Raw genomic sequence first — 15,340 nt, forward strand, 5'->3', positions numbered from 1 at the left:
CATGCGTTTTCTGTCCTTCCTGGTCCTGCTGGCCGGCCTGGTGCTGACGGCGCCGTTGCCGGCCCGGGCCGCCATCGATGTGTATGAGTTCGACAGCCCCGAGCAGGAAGCGGTGTTCCGCGAGCTGGTGCGCGAGCTGCGCTGCCCCAAGTGCCAGAACCAGGATATCTCCGACTCCAACGCGGAGCTGGCCAAGGATCTGCGTGACAAGACCTATGAAATGCTGCGCGAGGGGAACTCGAAGCAGGAAATCATCGATTTCATGGTGGCCCGTTACGGCAACTTCATCCTGTACAGGCCGCCGCTGATGGCCTCGACCCTGATCCTGTGGGCCGGCCCGGTGCTGGTGATCCTGCTCGGCCTTTGCGTAGTGCTGGTGCGTACCCGCCGCAAGGGAGGCGGCCAAGGCGAGGCGTTGAGTACGGAAGAGAAAAAACGCCTGGCTGAACTGCTGAACAAAGACAAAGAGAGCTGATATGACCTTATTCTGGATCTTCAGCGCCGGGCTGACCGCCCTGCTGGCGCTGGTGATAATACTGCCCCTGATCCGGGGCCGGGCCGAGTCGAGCCAGAGCCGCAACGAGTTCAATACCCGGTTGTACCGGCAACGGTTACGGGAACTGGAACAGGACAGCGAACAGGGCCTGTTGGAAGACGGCGAGGCGGCCGAGCGGGAGCTGCAGAAAAGCCTGCTGGACGACATGGTGCAGGAGCCGAAACTGAGCACGGGAAGAAGCCCGCTGCTGTGGCTGCCGGCGGTGCTGATGGTGATCGCCATCAGCTATGGAGCCTACTGGCAACTGGGCGCCCACCGGGAAGTGGCCCAGTGGCAGCAGGCCAGCGAGCGCCTGGGCGAGCTGTCCCGGCGGATGCTGGTGGAGCAGGACGAGAGTCTGACCGAGCAGGACGTGCGCGAGCTGATGCTGGGCCTGCGTACCCGGCTGCACCGGGACGGCGACGACTTCCGCGGCTGGCTGCTGCTGGGCCGGCTGGCGCTGGAGATGCGTGACGGTGAAACCGCCAGGGAATCCCTGGAAAAGGCCATGAACCTGAGCGGCGACATGCAGTCGGTGGCGGTGCCCTATGCGGAAGCCCTGGCCATGACCGGTGAAACCCTGCGTGCCGAAGGGCTGATCGAGGCGGTGCTGGAGCAGAACCCGGACAACCTGGAAGCCTGGTCGGTGTTCGCCTTTATGGCCCTGCAGCAGGACGATTTCGCCACCGCCGCCGAACGCTGGAAGGCGATGCTGGCGCGGATGTCGCCGGACAATCCCCGCTATGCCATGATAGAGCGCTCGGTGGCCTTTGCCGAGCAGCGGCTGGCCGCCGCCGACAGCGCTCCCGTGAGCGGGCCCCGCTACGAGGTGCAGATCAACACCTCGAGTTCGGTGCCCTATCATCCGGGCTCGGTGCTGTTCGTGTTCGCGGTGGATGCCGAGGGCGGCGAGATGCCGCTGGTGGCCCGCCGCATCGAGCAGCCGGCCTTTCCGCTGACCATCACCCTGTCCAACGCCGACGCCATGGTGCCCGACAATAACCTGAGCAGCCGGGAGGCGGTGATCATCAAGGCCCGGCTGGCGCCCAGCGGCAACGTGGCCGACACCACCCATGCCTGGGAAGGGCGCAGCGGGACGCTGGCGACCGACGAGGATCGCCGGCTCAGCGTGATGATAGATACTCCCCTGTAAGGGGAATGCGGCCGGCCTTGCCGGCCGCTTCTGAGCTAGACTGACACCATAACAAGAATCATAAGGTTACATTATGTGGCGAGTGCTGATATTGACGGCGGGCGTGGCCCTGACGGGGTGCGCCGCGCACCAGGGCGTGGAGCAGCCCCGGGTGACTGATCCCTTCTCTTCCAGCAAGCCGGCGGATTACGCCATGGCCAGGGCGGACGATCCCCGGGATCCTTTCGAGCCGGTGAACCGGACCACCTGGGTGCTCAACTACGATATCCTGGAGCCCTATGCGGTGCGTCCCGTGGTGCATGCCTATGCGGACTATGTGGCGGATCCCCTCAAGGAAGGGGTGCAGAACATGATGCTGAATCTGGAGGAGCCGGCCAGCTTCGTCAACCACCTGATCACCGGCGATCTGCCGGGGGCGGGCACCAACCTGGCCCGCTTCGGCGTCAACAGCACGGTCGGGGTGCTGGGCTTTTTCGACGTGGCGGAAAAAATCTCGCTGCCGGCCCGGCCCAAGGATTTCAGCCAGGTGATGGGCGGGCTGGGCATCGAGGACGGCCCCTACCTGATGTTGCCCTTTGCCGGCCCCTACACCCTGCGGCAGCTGTCCGGCGACGTGGTGGACAGCCTCTACTTCCCCTACGATGCCATGACCCTCGCCATGCGCGCCGGCAAATGGGCGCTGATGGGGCTTTACAGCCGCAGCCAGTTGATCGAGCGCGAAGCCATTATCGACAACTCCCTGGATCCCTACGGCCTGACCAAGGATTTCTATCTGCAGTACCAGGCGACCAAGGTGGGCCGGGAAGCGGAGATGTCGGATGAGGACCTGAGCGACTTTATGGACGAGATCGACGGGTAAAAAGAAAGTGCTAAGCCTGGAGCTTGAAGCCGGAAGAGAGAACACTCAAACTCCTTCCAGCTTCCAGCCTGACTCTTAGTCACAAGTCCGGCTGTCTGATTTGACGCAGATAAGAGGCAACAGGGCCACCTCCGCCGACACGCTGTGAATACATCCCTGTACGCTCGCACCTGCCATCCCTGGCAGGTGACGGTCGGCGGAGGCCATCCCTGTTGCCTCTTTCCAGCCCCGGCGCTGCCTGAAGGTGGTGCCAACAGGAGGCTGCGATAGAGAGGACAAAGGGCTCAGCTCCGCCGGCCCTCCGCGCCAGGGAGGGCGCGGCGGAGCCCCCAGGGAGGGGTTTATGGCGTGCCGGAGGAGCTGTGCGCTTTGGCCGATGTTTTGCTCGATCAAAAGTCAACAAAAACTTGTGACCAAGAGTCAGGCTTCCAGCCTCAAGCCGGATAATGGATCAGGTTGTAGAACACGGCGGGCTCGTTGCCCGGGTTGCGATAGCCGTGGGGCCGGTCGGCGTGAAAGCGCACCGCCGCGCCCGGCCCCAGCCGCTGCCACTCCCCGTCCAGCAGCAGCTCCATCTCTCCGCGCTGCACTATCACATGCTCGATCACCCCGCTGTCGTGCGGATCCGATAACTGCTCATGGCCCGGCAGCAGGGTCAGTTCGAACATCTCGAAGCCGAAGCGGGTCTCGAAGGGAAACAGCGGCGCCACCAGCATGCCGTCGCCGGCCGGCTGCCGGCGCAGGGCGTCCGTCTGCCGGTAGAGGGGGCCGGGATGCGGCTCGGGCACCGGCTCCAGGAAGGTGGACAGGGAGGTGTGGAAGCCGCCGGCGATTTTCCACAGGGTGGCGACCGTGGGGCTGGACTCGCCCCGCTCTATCTGGCCCAGCATCGCCTTGCTGACCCCGGTTTCCCGGGCACAGGCGTCCAGGCTCCAGCCCCGCTCCTGGCGCAGGGCCTTGAGGGTGTCCGCCAGGTATTGGTTCGGCTCTTTCATCACAGTTTCCCGCTTTTCCTGCTTGGCTCGCTGTTGTGCGTTATAGCATACATTTGCTAGCATGGCTTTCTTATGCGTTATAACGCACAACCAGGAGCCCGCCATGTTCAGCCTGTCCCATCTTTCCGCCGGTTTTATCGCCGTGCTGGTCGGTTACACCAGCTCGGCGGCCATTATCTTCCAGGCCGCCGCTGCCGCCGGAGCCAGCCAGGCCGAGACCGGCTCCTGGATGTGGGCGCTGGGCATCGGCATGGGGCTGACCTGCATCGGTTTTTCCCTGCGCTACCGGGAGCCGGTGCTCACCGCCTGGTCGACCCCGGGGGCGGCGCTGCTGGTGACGGCCCTGGCCGGGGTGCCCATGAGCGAGGCCATCGGCGTCTTCCTGTTTAGCTCGGCGCTGATCCTGCTGTGTGGCCTGACCGGCTGGTTCGACAAGATCATGCGGCTGGTGCCGGCGGGACTGGCCGCGGCCATGCTGGGCGGGGTGTTGCTGAAGTTCGGCCTGGATCTGTTCGCCTCGGCCCAGACCCAGCCGCTGCTGGTGGCGGCGATGCTGGCGACTTACCTGGCCCTGCGCCGGCGGCTGCCGCGCTACGTGATCCCGCTCAGCCTGCTGGCCGGGCTGCTGGTCGCCGGCGGTGACGGCCTGCTGCGTTTCGACGACTTCGAGTGGCAGCTGGCCCGGCCGGTGCTGATGACGCCCGAGTTTTCCCTCACCAGCCTGCTCGGCGTCGGCATCCCCCTGTTTATGGTGACCATGGCCTCCCAGAACGTGCCCGGCATCGCCGTGCTGCGGGCCCACGGCTACCACACCCCGGCCTCGCCGCTGGTCGGCTGGACCGGCTTCACCGGCCTGCTGCTGGCGCCTTTCGGCGGCTTCGCCTTCAACCTGGCGGCGATCAGCGCGGCGGTGTGCATGGGCAAGGAGGTGGACCCGGATCCCAAACAGCGCTATAAGGCGGCGGTATGGGCCGGCGTCTTCTACCTGCTGATGGGGCTGTTCGGCGCCACCGTGGTGGGGCTGTTCGCCGCGTTGCCGGGAGAGCTGGTGATGGCCATCGCCGGCCTGGCGCTGCTCGGCACCATCGGCAACAGCCTGACGGTGGCCCTGGCCGACGAGCGGGAGCGGGACGCGGCCCTGCTCACCTTTATGATCACCGCCTCGGGCCTGGCCCTGTTCGGCATCGGCAGCGCCTTCTGGGGGCTGGTGATCGGCGGTGGCGTGCACTGGCTCAACCGGCGGCGGCACTAACAACAACCCCGGCAGATAGCGAGGGAAGCATGTCTGATGAAAAAGTCGTTTGCTATCACTCAATGAGTCGGCCAAAGGGCCAGCTCCGCCGACACGCTACGAGTACATCCATGTAAGCTCGCACCTGCCATCCCTGGCAGGTGACGGTCGGCGGAGCTGTTCCCCTTGTCCGCCTGTTTTGACATCGGAATTGCCTGTTTAGCTGTCTGAGCTTTGTCAGATGTGAAAACCCCGGCGGGTGCCGGGGTTGTGGGTTTAGCCGTCGTGGCGGCCGTGGCGCTGGGGCCGGTTGGGTTTGTTGCTGCGCGGCGGCCGGTTGTTGGCGGCGCCGGCGTTGCGGCCCCGGCCACCGCCGTTGCCCCGGCCCCGGTTGTTGGCCGGCGGCTTGGTGGCGGGCTGGGCCTCTTCAGGGCCGGGCTCGAAGCCGGGCAGCACTTCCAGGGTGGCATCCTGCTTGATCAGCTTTTCGATGGCCTTGAGCAGTGGCTTTTCCTCGTGGCTGATCAGCGACAGCGCCTCGCCGGTGCTTCCGGCCCGGCCGGTGCGGCCGATGCGGTGCACATAGTCTTCCGCCACATGGGGCAGCTCGTAGTTGACCACGTGGGGCAGCTCGCTGATGTCGATGCCGCGGGCGGCGATGTCGGTGGCCACCAGCACCCGCAGCTGGCCGTCCTTGAACTGGCTCAGGGCCCGGGTGCGTGCCCCCTGGCTCTTGTCGCCATGGATCGCCATGGCCGGCAGGCCGTCCTTGTCGAGCTGCATTGCCAGCCGGTTGGCGCCGTGCTTGGTGCGGGTGAACACCAGCACCTGGCGCCAGTTGTTGTGGCCGATCAGGTAGCTGAGCAGGGCGCGCTTGCGGTTTTTGTCGGCGGCCACGAAGCGCTGGGCGATGGTTTCGGCGGTGGTGTTGCGCCGGGCCACCTCGATGTGCTCGGGCTGGTGCAGCAGATCTTCCGCCAGTGCCTTGATCTCGTCGGAGAAGGTGGCGGAGAACAGCAGGTTCTGCCGCTTTTTCGGCAGCAGCGCCAGGATGCGGCGGATGTCGCGGATAAAGCCCATGTCCAGCATGCGGTCGGCTTCGTCCAGCACCAGCATTTCGACCCGGGACAGATCGATGGAGCGCTGGGACACATGGTCCAGCAGCCGGCCCGGGGTGGCCACCACCACGTCCACCTTGCGGCCCAGGGCCTTCATCTGCGGATTGATGCTGACCCCGCCGAACATCACCAGGGTGCGCAGATCGGTGTGTTTGGCGTAGGCGCGCAGGTTTTCCTCCACCTGGGCGGCCAGCTCGCGGGTGGGGGTGAGCACCAGGGCGCGCACCGGCGCCCGGCCGTTGGCCAGGGGTTGGGCCCTGGTTTCGCCCAGGCGCTGCAGCATGGGCAGGCCGAAACCGGCGGTCTTGCCGGTGCCGGTCTGGGCGCCGGCGAGCAGATCGCCGCCTTTCAGCACCAGCGGAATGGCCTGGCGCTGGATGGGGGTAGGTTCGGTGTAACCACATTCATTGATGGCTTGAACGAGCTTGTCGTTCAGGCCCAGGGAAGCAAAAGACATGAAACTCCGGGGTAATAAGGGTCCTGACGGACGGATGAGGCAAAAACGGCTTGCAATGGCGGGATGATAACAGAAAAGCGGGACCGGGCATAAAAAAGACCTTGGGGCTCAGTCCTTGAAGTCCCAGGACAGGTTGGACACCAGCCGGCAGGGTTCGCACAGAAAGTCGAAAATGTCGTGCACCGGCTCGGCCAGCCGCCAGTCGCCGCCACAGCTGGGGCAGGGGCGTTCCTGCTCGGCGGCCAGGCTGTCGCCGCCCACCCGGTACAGGTAGTAGAAGGTCGGTATCCCGCTCAGGTACTCGATGCGCTTGGCCAGATCCCGGCCGCGGCGGGCCAGGCGGCTGTCCGGCAGCGCGAGTTCGAGCACGGCGCCGTGCTCCAGGATGGAGCCGTTCATCTGCAGCTGATCACAGGCTTCCCAGTCTTCCTGCCACTTCAGCACCTGCTTGAAGTCGCCGTTGGCCACCGGCGGTATCCGGTACAGGGGCACGGGGGCGAAATGCTCGCCGCAGCGCAGGGGCGAGCAGCTGTGCAGGTAGCTGGTGTAGAGCAACTGCCAGGAACGGCTTTCGCAAGGGTCCGTGCTGTCCGAGTTGAGATCCTGGCCCCGACACTGCACCCGGGGGCTGGTCAGCCCCACCTGGTGCAGCCGGTCGATGGCCAGCTCCACCTGGCGGCTGTAGTGGCGAGGATGCAGGCTGTCCTGCTCCGGGCAGACCACCCGACAGCCGAGCCAGCCCTGGTGGATGCTGGTGGGAAATTCCCGCCCCAGGATCTGGCCGTTGTAGCGCAGGGCGTCCAGCAACTGGCGCACCGCCGGCTCGGCCTCGGCCAGCACGATGTCCTGGTAACAGTCGAAGCTGAGTTCGCATACCCACATCAGCGTTTTTGCTCCAGCAACTGCTCAAGCCGGGCCAGACGCGCTTCCAGCGCCTGGATCCGTTCGAGCAGATCGGGCCGATCCGCTGCCGCCACGGGGGCGGCGGGGATATCGGAAGCCGGCGGCAGGCTGTCCGGCGACTGCTTGTAGCGGCTGATCAGCTGCAGCAGCTGGGGCATGCTGACCTGGCCTCCGACCCTGGCCTTGACCGCGGCGGTGGTGATGCTCTTGCCTTCACGCACCAGGCTGTGAATGGCGTTGATGATTTCCTGACTGGACATCTTGGCTCCGTGTGGGGTTATCTCAGGCTGGCGTTCAGCTGATCGATGACTTCCGCCCAGTCCGAGTCGTTTTGCAGCCCTTCCTTCAGGAAGCTGGACTGGGCCTTGTTCCAGAAGGGGGCGTCCACCAGTTCCACCTCGGGAGGCAGGCGGTGGGCCGCCAGAAAATGCTCTATGCCCTGGTGGCTGGCGTCCAGCCCCAGTTGTTCAAACAGCTCACTGAACGGGTGAGTAATGTGTTCCATGGGGATCTCCTCGGCAAACCGTCTATGAAAAACCACCAGGTAGGGTGGCGTTCGGAACTCTTTGCAGTTCCTGCTCTTACAGCATAGGCGATGGTGGCTCGCGCAGCACCGGCAGGGAGACGTCCAGCACCCTGAGGCCGGCCAGCCAGAGGGTACCTTCGTCCTTCTGCAGGCCGTCGTGGCTGAACTCGAACCTGAACTGGGCCAGCAACCGTCCCTTCTGCCACACGTAGCGGTAACGGTAGACGCTGAGCAGCTGCAGCTGCCGGCGTTTGCAATAGTGCTCCAGCCAGCGGCGGGCGAATTCGCTCTGGCGGCGCACCTGCCAGTAGCCGGCACCGAGCAGGAACAAGCCCAGCAGGAGCAGCAGCTCAGTCACGGGCGGCCGCGAACAGCTTGCCGATGGCGTCCCGCAGGGCCGGTGCCAGCGCCGGGTTGTGCAGATTGGCGAGGATCAGCGGGCGCAGGGCCGGGGTCGAGACCAGTTCGGCGAAGAGGCCGTTGAACAGCTCCGGGTGCCGTTCGGCGAGCTGCTCCAGGTAGGCCAGCAGCAGGGCTTCGTCGGTCAGTTCCTGCCACAGCCGGGCCGCCAGGCTCAGCATCAGGGTCTGGCCCGGCGCCAGGGCCAGCAGGCTGGCGATTTTGCGGCTGCGGGCCGCGAGGGGCGTGGTGCCCGCCGTGGCGCGCAGCAGCAGGCCGATGCGCTCTTCATCGGGGGTGGCGCGCTCCTGCTCGGCGCTGATGGCGGCCAGCAGGCATTCGGCCAGCTCGGCGGGCAGGGGCTGATGTTCGCACTGGCCCAGCAGGGCCTGCTGCACCGGCAGGGGCAGGCCGAACAGCCGGGACGCCAGCAACTGGCCGAGGGCCGGCTCCGTGGCCAGGCGGGCCGCCAGATCCGCCAGCCCCTGCAGGCCCAGTTGCTGCCAGTCGTGCCGCTCGGGCTCGGCCAGGTAGTCGAGCACCGCCGGGTAGTAGGCGGAAGGCGGCAGGGCCAGATCCCGCCGCAGCCGGGCATGGAGGGCGGCCAGTTTGTCCTGGGCCGGCTGGAAGGTGAAGGGCGTCTGGGCCAGGCGTTGCTGTTGCTCTTCGCCGAGCGGGGCGGTGGGATCCTGGCCCAGCTGCTCGACCAGGGCGGCGAGGAAATGCTTGACCGCGGCGTTGTTGAACAGGCCGCGCTCGTCCAGGGGGATCTTCAGAAACCAGAGGTAGTGCTGGCGCTCGTCGCCGTGCTGGTGGTAGCAGACCGCCAGCCAGGCGTGGCGCTGCAGGGGCCAGGGGTAGGGCCGGCGGCCGGCCTCGATGGCGGCGAAATCCTCGGTGGCCAGGGGTTGCAGGCGGCGGCCCAGATCGTAGAGGCGGAACTCGGTGCCCGCCTGGCTCAAAAACTCGCTCAAGGTATCTATCTGCATCGGCTCCTCCTGTCGACCAGGGCGGAATTATAGGGAGTCGGGCGCCAAGATGGTATAGTGGGCCGGTGTTTTAAGAGGAGGATGCCGATGTCTGCCGAACCCCGAGCGCTGCTTTATGCCATCGAGCGCGAACTCAAGGTGCTGTCCTGGTGGGAGAGTTCGCCGCCCTCCGCCGAGGCGCTGGCGAGCACGGAGCCGTTCTGCCTCGACACCCTGAGTTTTCCCCAGTGGCTGCAGTTCGTGCTGATCCCGCGCATGCAGGCGCTGATCGACGCGGGCTCCCCCCTGCCGACGCGGATTTCCATCTATCCCATGGCCACCGAGAGCTTCAGGCAACTGGCCGAGGATACCCGGGCGCTGGAAGAAGCCATCGCCCGCCTGGACGAGGCGCTGTCCGGCCAGCCGGTGTCCCGCGAACCATGAGCATCGACATCCTGTACCAGGACGACTGGCTGGTGGCGGTGAACAAGGCGGCGGGGCTTCTGGTGCACCGCAGCTGGCTCGACCGGCACGAGACCCGCTTCGCCATGCAGCTTACCCGCGACGCGGTGGGCGGGCATGTGTTTCCGGTGCACCGGCTGGACAGGCCCACCTCGGGGGTGTTGCTGTTCGCCAGGAACGCCGAGGTGGCGCGAACCCTGACCCAGGCCTTTACCGAGCGGCGGGTGGAAAAGCACTACCTGGCGGTGGTGCGTGGCTACCTGGCGCCGGCCGGCACCCTGGATTACGCCCTGGAGCACCGGCCGGACGCCATTGCCGACAAGTTTGACGACCCCGACAAACCGCCCCAGCCGGCGGTGACCCACTGGCAGAGCCTGGCCCGGGTGGAGCTGCCCTTCGCGGTGTCGAAAAAGCACGCCACCAGCCGCTACAGCCTGGCCCGGCTCGAGCCGGAAACCGGGCGCAAACACCAGCTACGCCGCCACCTGGCCCACCTGCGCCATCCCATAGTGGGCGACACCACCCATGGCGACGGCCGCCACAACCGCTTCTTCCGGGAGCAGTACGGCTGCGGCCGCCTGCTGCTGCACGCCGCCGGCCTGGCGCTGGCGCATCCGATCACCGGTGAGCCGCTGCGGCTCGAGGCGCCCCTGGATCAGGGCTGGCGATCGCTGATCTGTGAGTTCGGTTGGGAAAGTGCGCTCGCACCCGGGGAGCCTGACGGGGTAAAATCCGCGCTTTCAGTGGCTTAGGCGCATAGTGTGACACTTCAACCCCTACTCGATCGGATAGACCTTGAGGCCCGCCGGCTTTTTGGCCAGGGCAAGGTGGCCGACTACATTCCCGCCCTGGCACGGGTGCCGGCCGAGCGCTTCGGCATGGCCATCTGCACCCTGGATGGCGGGCTCTATTGCAGCGGCGACGCCCGGGAGCCCTTTTCCATCCAGAGCATTTCCAAGGCCTTCGCCCTGGCCATGGCCCAGCAACGCTATGGCGACGAGCTGTGGCAGCGGGTGGGCAAGGAGCCCTCGGGCAATGCCTTCAACTCCCTGGTGCAGCTGGAGTTCGAGCAGGGCATACCGCGCAACCCCTTTATCAACGCCGGCGCCCTGGTGGTGGTGGACGCGCTCAGCTCCCGGCTGTCGGCCCCGGTGCACGCCTTTCTGGAGACGATGCGGCTGCGGGCCGGCAACCCGGCGCTGCGCATCGATCACAAGGTGGCCGACTCGGAATACGAGCACCGTTTTCGCAACGCGGCCATGGCCAACCTGATGAAGAGCTTCGGCAACTTCCACAACGAGGTGGACGAGGTGCTGAAGGCCTATTTCAGCTATTGCGCCCTGTCCATGAACTGCGTGGATCTGGCCCGGGCCTTCAGCTTCCTGGCCAACGGCGGGCGCTGCGTGGTGACTGGCGAGCAGTGGCTGCCCCGGCTGCAGACCCAGCAGCTCAACGCCCTGCTGTTCACCTCCGGACTCTACGACGCGGCCGGGGATTTTGCCTACCGGGTGGGGATGCCGGCCAAGTCCGGGGTGGGCGGCGGCATAGTGGCGGTGGTGCCGGGGCGCTTCACCGTGTGCGTCTGGTCGCCGGAGCTGAACGGTTACGGCAATTCGGTGGCGGGGATCTGGGCGCTGGAAGAGCTGTCCCGGGCCCTGGACTTACGACTTTTCTGACGGGAGAAAATATGGCGGCGGTAGAGATTATTATCGGCAGTGTCTACGGTTCGGCGGTGCTGGTGGCCGAGACCCTGGAGCAGGCCCTGCGGGACGCCGGGCACAGCGTCCGGCTGCACGAGGATGCGGTGCTGTCGGAGCTGGACAAGGAGCGGCTGTGGCTGGTGGTCACCTCCACCACCGGCCAGGGCGACCTGCCCCCCAACCTGGTGCCGCTGTTTGAGGAGATCCGCGAACGCTGCCCGCCCATGCCGGCGCTGCGCTATGCGGTGGTGGCCCTGGGCGACAGCAGCTACGAGAACTTCTGCGGCGGCGGCCGCCAGTTCGACGAATTGCTGCAGGAGTTGCAGGCCCAGGCCCTGGCTCCGCGCCTGGAGGTGGATGCCAGCGAAACCCTGGAGCCGGAAGAGCCGGCCCTGGAGTGGCTGAAGGGCTGGATGGGGAAGATATAAGCTTATTCCTTCGTCACCCGGATACCGTCTTCTTCAATCTGGATCAGGCCCTTCTTGTAGAGGCCGCCGATGGCCTTCTTGAAGGTGCCCTTGCTGGTGCCGAACAGGCGGAACAGGGTATCCGGATCCGTCTTGTCGCTCACCGCCATAAAGCCGCCGGCCTGGGTCAGCTTGTCGAGCACCTTCTGGGCGGCGTCGTCCACCCGGCCCGGGCCCGGCTTGAACAGGCTCAGATCGAGCTTGCCGTCGTCCCGCACCTGCTTGATGTAGCCCTTGATGGCCCGGCCCATGGGCAGGCGTTCGGGCAGCTCCGACTTGAACAGCACCCCCCAGTGGCGGCCGTCGACCACCGCCTTCAATCCCAGGGGCGTGGCACCGGCGATCAGCAGGCTGACCTCGTCGCCGGGCTGGTAGCGGGGGCGCTCCTGGCTCAGGAAAGGTTCCAGCTTGCTGCTGGCCACCATGCGTCCCTCATGATCCAGGTAGAGGTACACCACATAGTGGCGGCCTTCGTGCATGGGCTGGGCCTGCTGGCGCGCCGGCACGAAGATGTCCTTCTTCATGCCCCAGTCGAGAAAGGCGCCCAGGCGGTTGGTGGTCACCACCCGCAAGGAGGCGAACTGGCCGGCCCTGGCCTTGGGGGCGTCGGTGGTTACCACCGGTGCCAGGTCCGCATCCAGGTAGATGAAGACGGCGACCTCGTCACCGGGCCGGATGCCTTCGGGCAACTGGCGACGGGGCAGGAACAGCTCGCCGTAATCGCCTCCGTCCAGCCAGCCGCCCTTGTCGTCCAGGCGCAGCAGGGGCAGGTTGTTGTAGTCGCCAAGCTTGATCATGGTGGTTACCCTGGTTGCAAAAGGCAGATCTTAGCCTGTGCCGGGTTCAAAGGCCAGATGAGAGGAAGGGGAGGATGAGAGGGTGTGCACCGGCGATACAGCGTCTACCATCAGGTGAACAACATCGGAGCAGGGGAGCACCATGACAGCGGAGCAAACCACAGTTCTCCTTATCTTACTGGTCACGGTCGTGCTGTTTTTATGGGGGCGCTGGCGTCACGACATGGTGGCGCTGGCCGCCCTGCTGGCTTGTGTGCTCGCCGGCCTGGTTCCACCGGAGGACGCCTTTATGGGGTTCGGCCATCCGGCGGTGATCACCGTGGCATGCGTGCTGGTTTTGAGCCGAGGCTTGCAGCAATCCGGGGCGATCGATGTGCTGGCCCGCCGGCTATTGCCGGCCGAAGCCGGAGTCACCCTGTCCATCGTAGCCCTGACCGCCCTGGGGGCGGCCCTGTCGGCCTTTATGAACAACGTGGGGGCGCTGGCGCTGCTGATGCCGGTGGCCATTCAGATTGCCCGCCGCCAGCAACTGGCGCCGGGGGTGGTGCTGATGCCCCTGGCTTTCGGCACCATACTGGGGGGCATGACGACCCTGATCGGTACTCCGCCCAACCTTATCGTGTCCGGTTTTCGGGCGGCAAACGGGACGGGAGGTTTCGCCATGTTCGACTTTGCTCCCGTGGGCCTGGCGGTGGCCTGCACGGGGGTGTTGTTCGTGACCCTACTGGGCTGGCGGCTGGTGCCCCGGCGCAAGCCATCCGGCATGGAGGGGTTCGACAGCGCGGCCTACATCACCGAGGCCCGGGTCCCGGAGGAAGCCAAAGCGGTCGGGCTCAGCCTGCGGGAGGTGGAGGCCGAGTTGGAGCAGGCCGGGGCCCAGGTATTGGCCCTGGTGCGCAACGAGGTGAGGGTGACGGCGCCCAGCCTGCGTCGGCGGGTGCAGGCCAGGGATATTCTCCTGATCGAGGCGGAAGCCGAATCCTTGTCCAATGTCTTGTCCAGCCTGGGATTGAAACTGGCCGCAGAAAAAGCCAACTCGGACAAAGACGGAGTGGCCGCAGATGCTGAGGACCAGTCCGCCGAGTCGTCCGAGGACAAGGCTGCCAGGGAGAAGGGCGAGGAGCCGGTATTAATGGAGTTTGTGGTGCTGCCGGATTCCGAGTTGATCGGGCGTTCGGCCCGGGAGATCCGCCTGCGCAGCCGCTATAACATCAATTTGTTGGCACTGTCCCGTCAGGGACAGCGTTCGGTGGCCCGGCTGCGTGCCTTTGCTTTCACCGCCGGCGATCTGCTGCTGATGCAGGGATCCCCGGAGGCCTTGGGCGAGTTTGCCACCACTGCCGGCTGTGTGCCGCTGGCGGAGCGGGAACTGCGTATTCCCGACAAACGCAAGCTGGTGCAGGCCTGCGCCATCATGGCGGGTACCATCCTCTGCGTGACCTTGGGGCTGTTGCCTGCCGCCATTGCCTTTTCTGCCGGGGTGCTGGCCTCCATGGCGGCGGGGACTGTGCCGCCCCGCTCGGTGTATTCCGCTATCGATGGCTCGGTAGTGGTGCTACTGGGTGCGCTGTTTCCGGTGGCTGCGGCGATGGAAACCACCGGTGCCGCCGGCCTGGTCGCCCGCTTTCTGCTGGAGCAACTGGTTCAGGGACACGGGGTGCTTGCGCTGGCCCTGATCCTGGTGGTGACCATGACCCTGTCCGATCTGATGAACAATGCCGCTACCGCCGCCGTCATGTGTCCCATCGCGCTGGGGACCGCCGCTCAGTTGGGAGCCAACGCGGATCCTTTTCTGATGGCCGTGGCCATCGGCGGCTCCTGCGCCTTCCTGACGCCGATAGGGCACCAGAATAACACTCTGATCCTCGGACCCGGGGGATTTCGTTTCGGCGACTATTGGCGTTTGGGGTTGCCTCTGGAAATCGTGGTGGTGCTGATCGGTATCCCCATGTTGCTGTTGGTGTGGCCCTTATGAGACAACAATAAAGATAGAGCGGCAGCCCCTTGGGGCCATTGTTCGACCATACTTAACTCAGCCAAATCCGGTGCCTGTTGGAACCTGTCAGGGGTAAGGCAGGCGCTTGGCCACGATGAGGACATCACCATGCACAATGAACTGGACAACAGGGTCGTACTGGAAGTGTTCGACAAAATCCGCCGTTTCGGCGAGCCCTACGAGGATGGCCACATGCTGGAGGGGATAGTGGCGCGCAGCGATTTCGACGGTTACAGCGTGCACCTTTCCGGCAGCGGCGTCACCCTGCAGCTCAACTTCCACCAGAGCTATCATTTCGACTACGCCAGCGACAAGCTCAAGGAGCAGTTTATGGCCAAGGTGGAGTATATCCACCGTCACTACAACGGTTGAAGCAGGGCGCTGTCATGATCGAGGCCCCGTCGGAGGAGCTGCCGTACGATCCCGGACCGGATGAGCGGAACTGGGCCATGTTCTGCCATCTGTCGGTGTTCGCCGGCCTGCTGTTCCCCTTCGGCAATGTCATTGCCCCCCTGGTGCTGTGGCTGCTGAAGCGACGGGAGTCGGCCTTCGTGGATTTTCACGGCAAGGAGGTGCTGAACTTCCAGATCACCCTGTTGCTGGGCTTTGCGGTGTGCTGGGTGCTCACCCTGGTGATCATCGGCCTGGTGCTGATGGTGGTGCTGGCCCTGGCGGCCCTGGTGCTGACCATCATCGGCCTGGTCCGGGCCAGCCGGGGCGAATGCTGGCGCTATCCCCTCAGCCTGCGGCTGGTGAGTTGAGGCCCCCCGGGGC

General features: G+C 65.6%; 19 protein-coding genes. 11 read left to right on the forward strand and 8 right to left on the reverse strand.

Annotated elements, in window-relative coordinates; genetic code table 11:
* The first annotated feature begins 1 nt into the window (after position 1).
* The 3 genes from AN401_RS04675 (at position 2) to AN401_RS04685 (ending at position 2,547) form a co-directional block, all read left to right on the forward strand.
* On the forward strand, positions 2 to 475 hold the full coding sequence (locus tag AN401_RS04675; RefSeq protein ID WP_094039849.1) for a cytochrome c-type biogenesis protein: 474 nt from the start codon (positions 2 to 4) through the stop codon (positions 473 to 475).
* A gap of 1 nt (position 476) precedes the next feature.
* Positions 477 to 1,688: a c-type cytochrome biogenesis protein CcmI gene (gene ccmI, locus AN401_RS04680; protein ID WP_094039848.1), complete on the forward strand. Its 1,212-nt coding sequence runs from the start codon at positions 477 to 479 to the stop codon at positions 1,686 to 1,688.
* Between the two features lie 73 nt (positions 1,689 to 1,761).
* Complete coding sequence (locus tag AN401_RS04685) at positions 1,762 to 2,547, forward strand: MlaA family lipoprotein (RefSeq protein WP_232513386.1); 786 nt, start codon at positions 1,762 to 1,764, stop codon at positions 2,545 to 2,547.
* A 434-nt stretch (positions 2,548 to 2,981) separates the two neighbouring features.
* On the opposite strand, the gene AN401_RS04690 is transcribed toward AN401_RS04685, so the two are convergent.
* Positions 2,982 to 3,542 carry a helix-turn-helix domain-containing protein gene (locus AN401_RS04690; RefSeq protein ID WP_094039846.1) on the reverse strand — a complete coding sequence of 187 codons (561 nt, stop codon included), beginning with the start codon at positions 3,540 to 3,542 and terminating at the stop codon, positions 2,982 to 2,984.
* 103 nt (positions 3,543 to 3,645) lie between these two features.
* Here AN401_RS04690 and AN401_RS04695 point away from each other — a divergent pair, with 103 nt between their 5' ends.
* Positions 3,646 to 4,794 (forward strand): benzoate/H(+) symporter BenE family transporter, encoded by a 1,149-nt coding sequence (locus tag AN401_RS04695; RefSeq protein WP_232513387.1) that lies wholly within the window; start codon positions 3,646 to 3,648, stop codon positions 4,792 to 4,794.
* 255 nt (positions 4,795 to 5,049) lie between these two features.
* Here AN401_RS04695 and AN401_RS04700 read toward each other — a convergent pair whose 3' ends face one another.
* The 6 genes from AN401_RS04700 to AN401_RS04725 all read right to left on the reverse strand — a co-directional run bounded on the left by AN401_RS04700 (position 5,050) and on the right by AN401_RS04725 (position 9,165).
* Positions 5,050 to 6,348 (reverse strand): DEAD/DEAH box helicase, encoded by a 1,299-nt coding sequence (locus tag AN401_RS04700; protein WP_232513388.1) that lies wholly within the window; start codon positions 6,346 to 6,348, stop codon positions 5,050 to 5,052.
* Between the two features lie 108 nt (positions 6,349 to 6,456).
* Positions 6,457 to 7,230 carry a Zn-ribbon-containing protein gene (locus AN401_RS04705; RefSeq protein ID WP_096778662.1) on the reverse strand — a complete coding sequence of 258 codons (774 nt, stop codon included), beginning with the start codon at positions 7,228 to 7,230 and terminating at the stop codon, positions 6,457 to 6,459.
* Positions 7,230 to 7,511 (reverse strand): DNA-binding protein, encoded by a 282-nt coding sequence (locus AN401_RS04710; protein ID WP_094040870.1) that lies wholly within the window; start codon positions 7,509 to 7,511, stop codon positions 7,230 to 7,232. Before AN401_RS04710 ends, AN401_RS04705 begins: the two co-directional genes overlap by 1 nt.
* A 17-nt stretch (positions 7,512 to 7,528) precedes the next feature.
* Positions 7,529 to 7,756 carry a DUF2789 domain-containing protein gene (locus AN401_RS04715; protein ID WP_094040869.1) on the reverse strand — a complete coding sequence of 76 codons (228 nt, stop codon included), beginning with the start codon at positions 7,754 to 7,756 and terminating at the stop codon, positions 7,529 to 7,531.
* Between the two features lie 76 nt (positions 7,757 to 7,832).
* Positions 7,833 to 8,135 carry a DUF3301 domain-containing protein gene (locus tag AN401_RS04720; protein ID WP_094040868.1) on the reverse strand — a complete coding sequence of 101 codons (303 nt, stop codon included), beginning with the start codon at positions 8,133 to 8,135 and terminating at the stop codon, positions 7,833 to 7,835.
* Entirely contained in the window at positions 8,128 to 9,165 is a 1,038-nt protein-coding gene (locus AN401_RS04725) for a DUF3549 family protein (protein ID WP_094040867.1), read from the reverse strand. Before AN401_RS04725 ends, AN401_RS04720 begins: the two co-directional genes overlap by 8 nt.
* 87 nt (positions 9,166 to 9,252) lie before the next feature.
* On the opposite strand from AN401_RS04725, the gene AN401_RS04730 reads away from it, so the two are divergent.
* Genes AN401_RS04730 through AN401_RS04745 form a run of 4 tightly spaced genes read left to right on the forward strand, consistent with a single transcriptional unit; the run spans position 9,253 to position 11,734 of the window.
* A complete protein-coding gene (locus AN401_RS04730) occupies positions 9,253 to 9,588 on the forward strand; it encodes a YqcC family protein (RefSeq protein WP_094040866.1) in 336 nt (111 codons plus the stop codon).
* On the forward strand, positions 9,585 to 10,358 hold the full coding sequence (truC, locus tag AN401_RS04735) for a tRNA pseudouridine(65) synthase TruC (RefSeq protein ID WP_096778663.1): 774 nt from the start codon (positions 9,585 to 9,587) through the stop codon (positions 10,356 to 10,358). Before AN401_RS04730 ends, truC begins: the two co-directional genes overlap by 4 nt.
* 9 nt (positions 10,359 to 10,367) lie before the next feature.
* On the forward strand, positions 10,368 to 11,282 hold the full coding sequence (gene glsB, locus AN401_RS04740; protein ID WP_094040864.1) for a glutaminase B: 915 nt from the start codon (positions 10,368 to 10,370) through the stop codon (positions 11,280 to 11,282).
* A gap of 11 nt (positions 11,283 to 11,293) precedes the next feature.
* Positions 11,294 to 11,734, forward strand: a complete 441-nt coding sequence (locus tag AN401_RS04745) for a flavodoxin (RefSeq protein WP_096778664.1) — start codon at positions 11,294 to 11,296, stop codon at positions 11,732 to 11,734.
* A gap of 2 nt (positions 11,735 to 11,736) precedes the next feature.
* Here the strand turns inward: AN401_RS04745 and AN401_RS04750 are convergent, their stop codons facing one another.
* Complete coding sequence (locus AN401_RS04750; protein WP_094040862.1) at positions 11,737 to 12,570, reverse strand: CvfB family protein; 834 nt, start codon at positions 12,568 to 12,570, stop codon at positions 11,737 to 11,739.
* 142 nt (positions 12,571 to 12,712) lie between these two features.
* Between AN401_RS04750 and AN401_RS04755 the strand changes: the two genes are divergently transcribed.
* The 3 genes from AN401_RS04755 (at position 12,713) to AN401_RS04765 (ending at position 15,327) form a co-directional block, all read left to right on the forward strand.
* Positions 12,713 to 14,545 carry an SLC13 family permease gene (locus AN401_RS04755; protein WP_096778665.1) on the forward strand — a complete coding sequence of 611 codons (1,833 nt, stop codon included), beginning with the start codon at positions 12,713 to 12,715 and terminating at the stop codon, positions 14,543 to 14,545.
* A gap of 129 nt (positions 14,546 to 14,674) precedes the next feature.
* Entirely contained in the window at positions 14,675 to 14,938 is a 264-nt protein-coding gene (locus AN401_RS04760; RefSeq protein ID WP_096778666.1) for a DUF3081 domain-containing protein, read from the forward strand.
* A 14-nt stretch (positions 14,939 to 14,952) separates the two neighbouring features.
* Positions 14,953 to 15,327, forward strand: a complete 375-nt coding sequence (locus AN401_RS04765; RefSeq protein ID WP_198401804.1) for a DUF4870 domain-containing protein — start codon at positions 14,953 to 14,955, stop codon at positions 15,325 to 15,327.
* The last annotated feature ends 13 nt before the right edge of the window (positions 15,328 to 15,340 follow it).

The sequence above is a fragment of the Zobellella denitrificans genome (assembly GCF_002407485.1).
Taxonomy (GTDB): Bacteria; Pseudomonadota; Gammaproteobacteria; order Enterobacterales; family Aeromonadaceae; genus Oceanimonas; species Oceanimonas denitrificans.

Coding starts and splice junctions, on each gene's coding strand:
- AN401_RS04675 (WP_094039849.1), top strand. CDS start 2: ATGCGTTTTCTGTCCTTCCTGGTCCTGCTGGCCGGCCTGGTGCTGACG.
- ccmI (WP_094039848.1), top strand. CDS start 477: ATGACCTTATTCTGGATCTTCAGCGCCGGGCTGACCGCCCTGCTGGCG.
- AN401_RS04685 (WP_232513386.1), top strand. CDS start 1,762: ATGTGGCGAGTGCTGATATTGACGGCGGGCGTGGCCCTGACGGGGTGC.
- AN401_RS04690 (WP_094039846.1), bottom strand. CDS start 3,542: ATGAAAGAGCCGAACCAATACCTGGCGGACACCCTCAAGGCCCTGCGC.
- AN401_RS04695 (WP_232513387.1), top strand. CDS start 3,646: ATGTTCAGCCTGTCCCATCTTTCCGCCGGTTTTATCGCCGTGCTGGTC.
- AN401_RS04700 (WP_232513388.1), bottom strand. CDS start 6,348: ATGTCTTTTGCTTCCCTGGGCCTGAACGACAAGCTCGTTCAAGCCATC.
- AN401_RS04705 (WP_096778662.1), bottom strand. CDS start 7,230: ATGTGGGTATGCGAACTCAGCTTCGACTGTTACCAGGACATCGTGCTG.
- AN401_RS04710 (WP_094040870.1), bottom strand. CDS start 7,511: ATGTCCAGTCAGGAAATCATCAACGCCATTCACAGCCTGGTGCGTGAA.
- AN401_RS04715 (WP_094040869.1), bottom strand. CDS start 7,756: ATGGAACACATTACTCACCCGTTCAGTGAGCTGTTTGAACAACTGGGG.
- AN401_RS04725 (WP_094040867.1), bottom strand. CDS start 9,165: ATGCAGATAGATACCTTGAGCGAGTTTTTGAGCCAGGCGGGCACCGAG.
- AN401_RS04730 (WP_094040866.1), top strand. CDS start 9,253: ATGTCTGCCGAACCCCGAGCGCTGCTTTATGCCATCGAGCGCGAACTC.
- truC (WP_096778663.1), top strand. CDS start 9,585: ATGAGCATCGACATCCTGTACCAGGACGACTGGCTGGTGGCGGTGAAC.
- AN401_RS04745 (WP_096778664.1), top strand. CDS start 11,294: ATGGCGGCGGTAGAGATTATTATCGGCAGTGTCTACGGTTCGGCGGTG.
- AN401_RS04750 (WP_094040862.1), bottom strand. CDS start 12,570: ATGATCAAGCTTGGCGACTACAACAACCTGCCCCTGCTGCGCCTGGAC.
- AN401_RS04755 (WP_096778665.1), top strand. CDS start 12,713: ATGACAGCGGAGCAAACCACAGTTCTCCTTATCTTACTGGTCACGGTC.
- AN401_RS04760 (WP_096778666.1), top strand. CDS start 14,675: ATGCACAATGAACTGGACAACAGGGTCGTACTGGAAGTGTTCGACAAA.
- AN401_RS04765 (WP_198401804.1), top strand. CDS start 14,953: ATGATCGAGGCCCCGTCGGAGGAGCTGCCGTACGATCCCGGACCGGAT.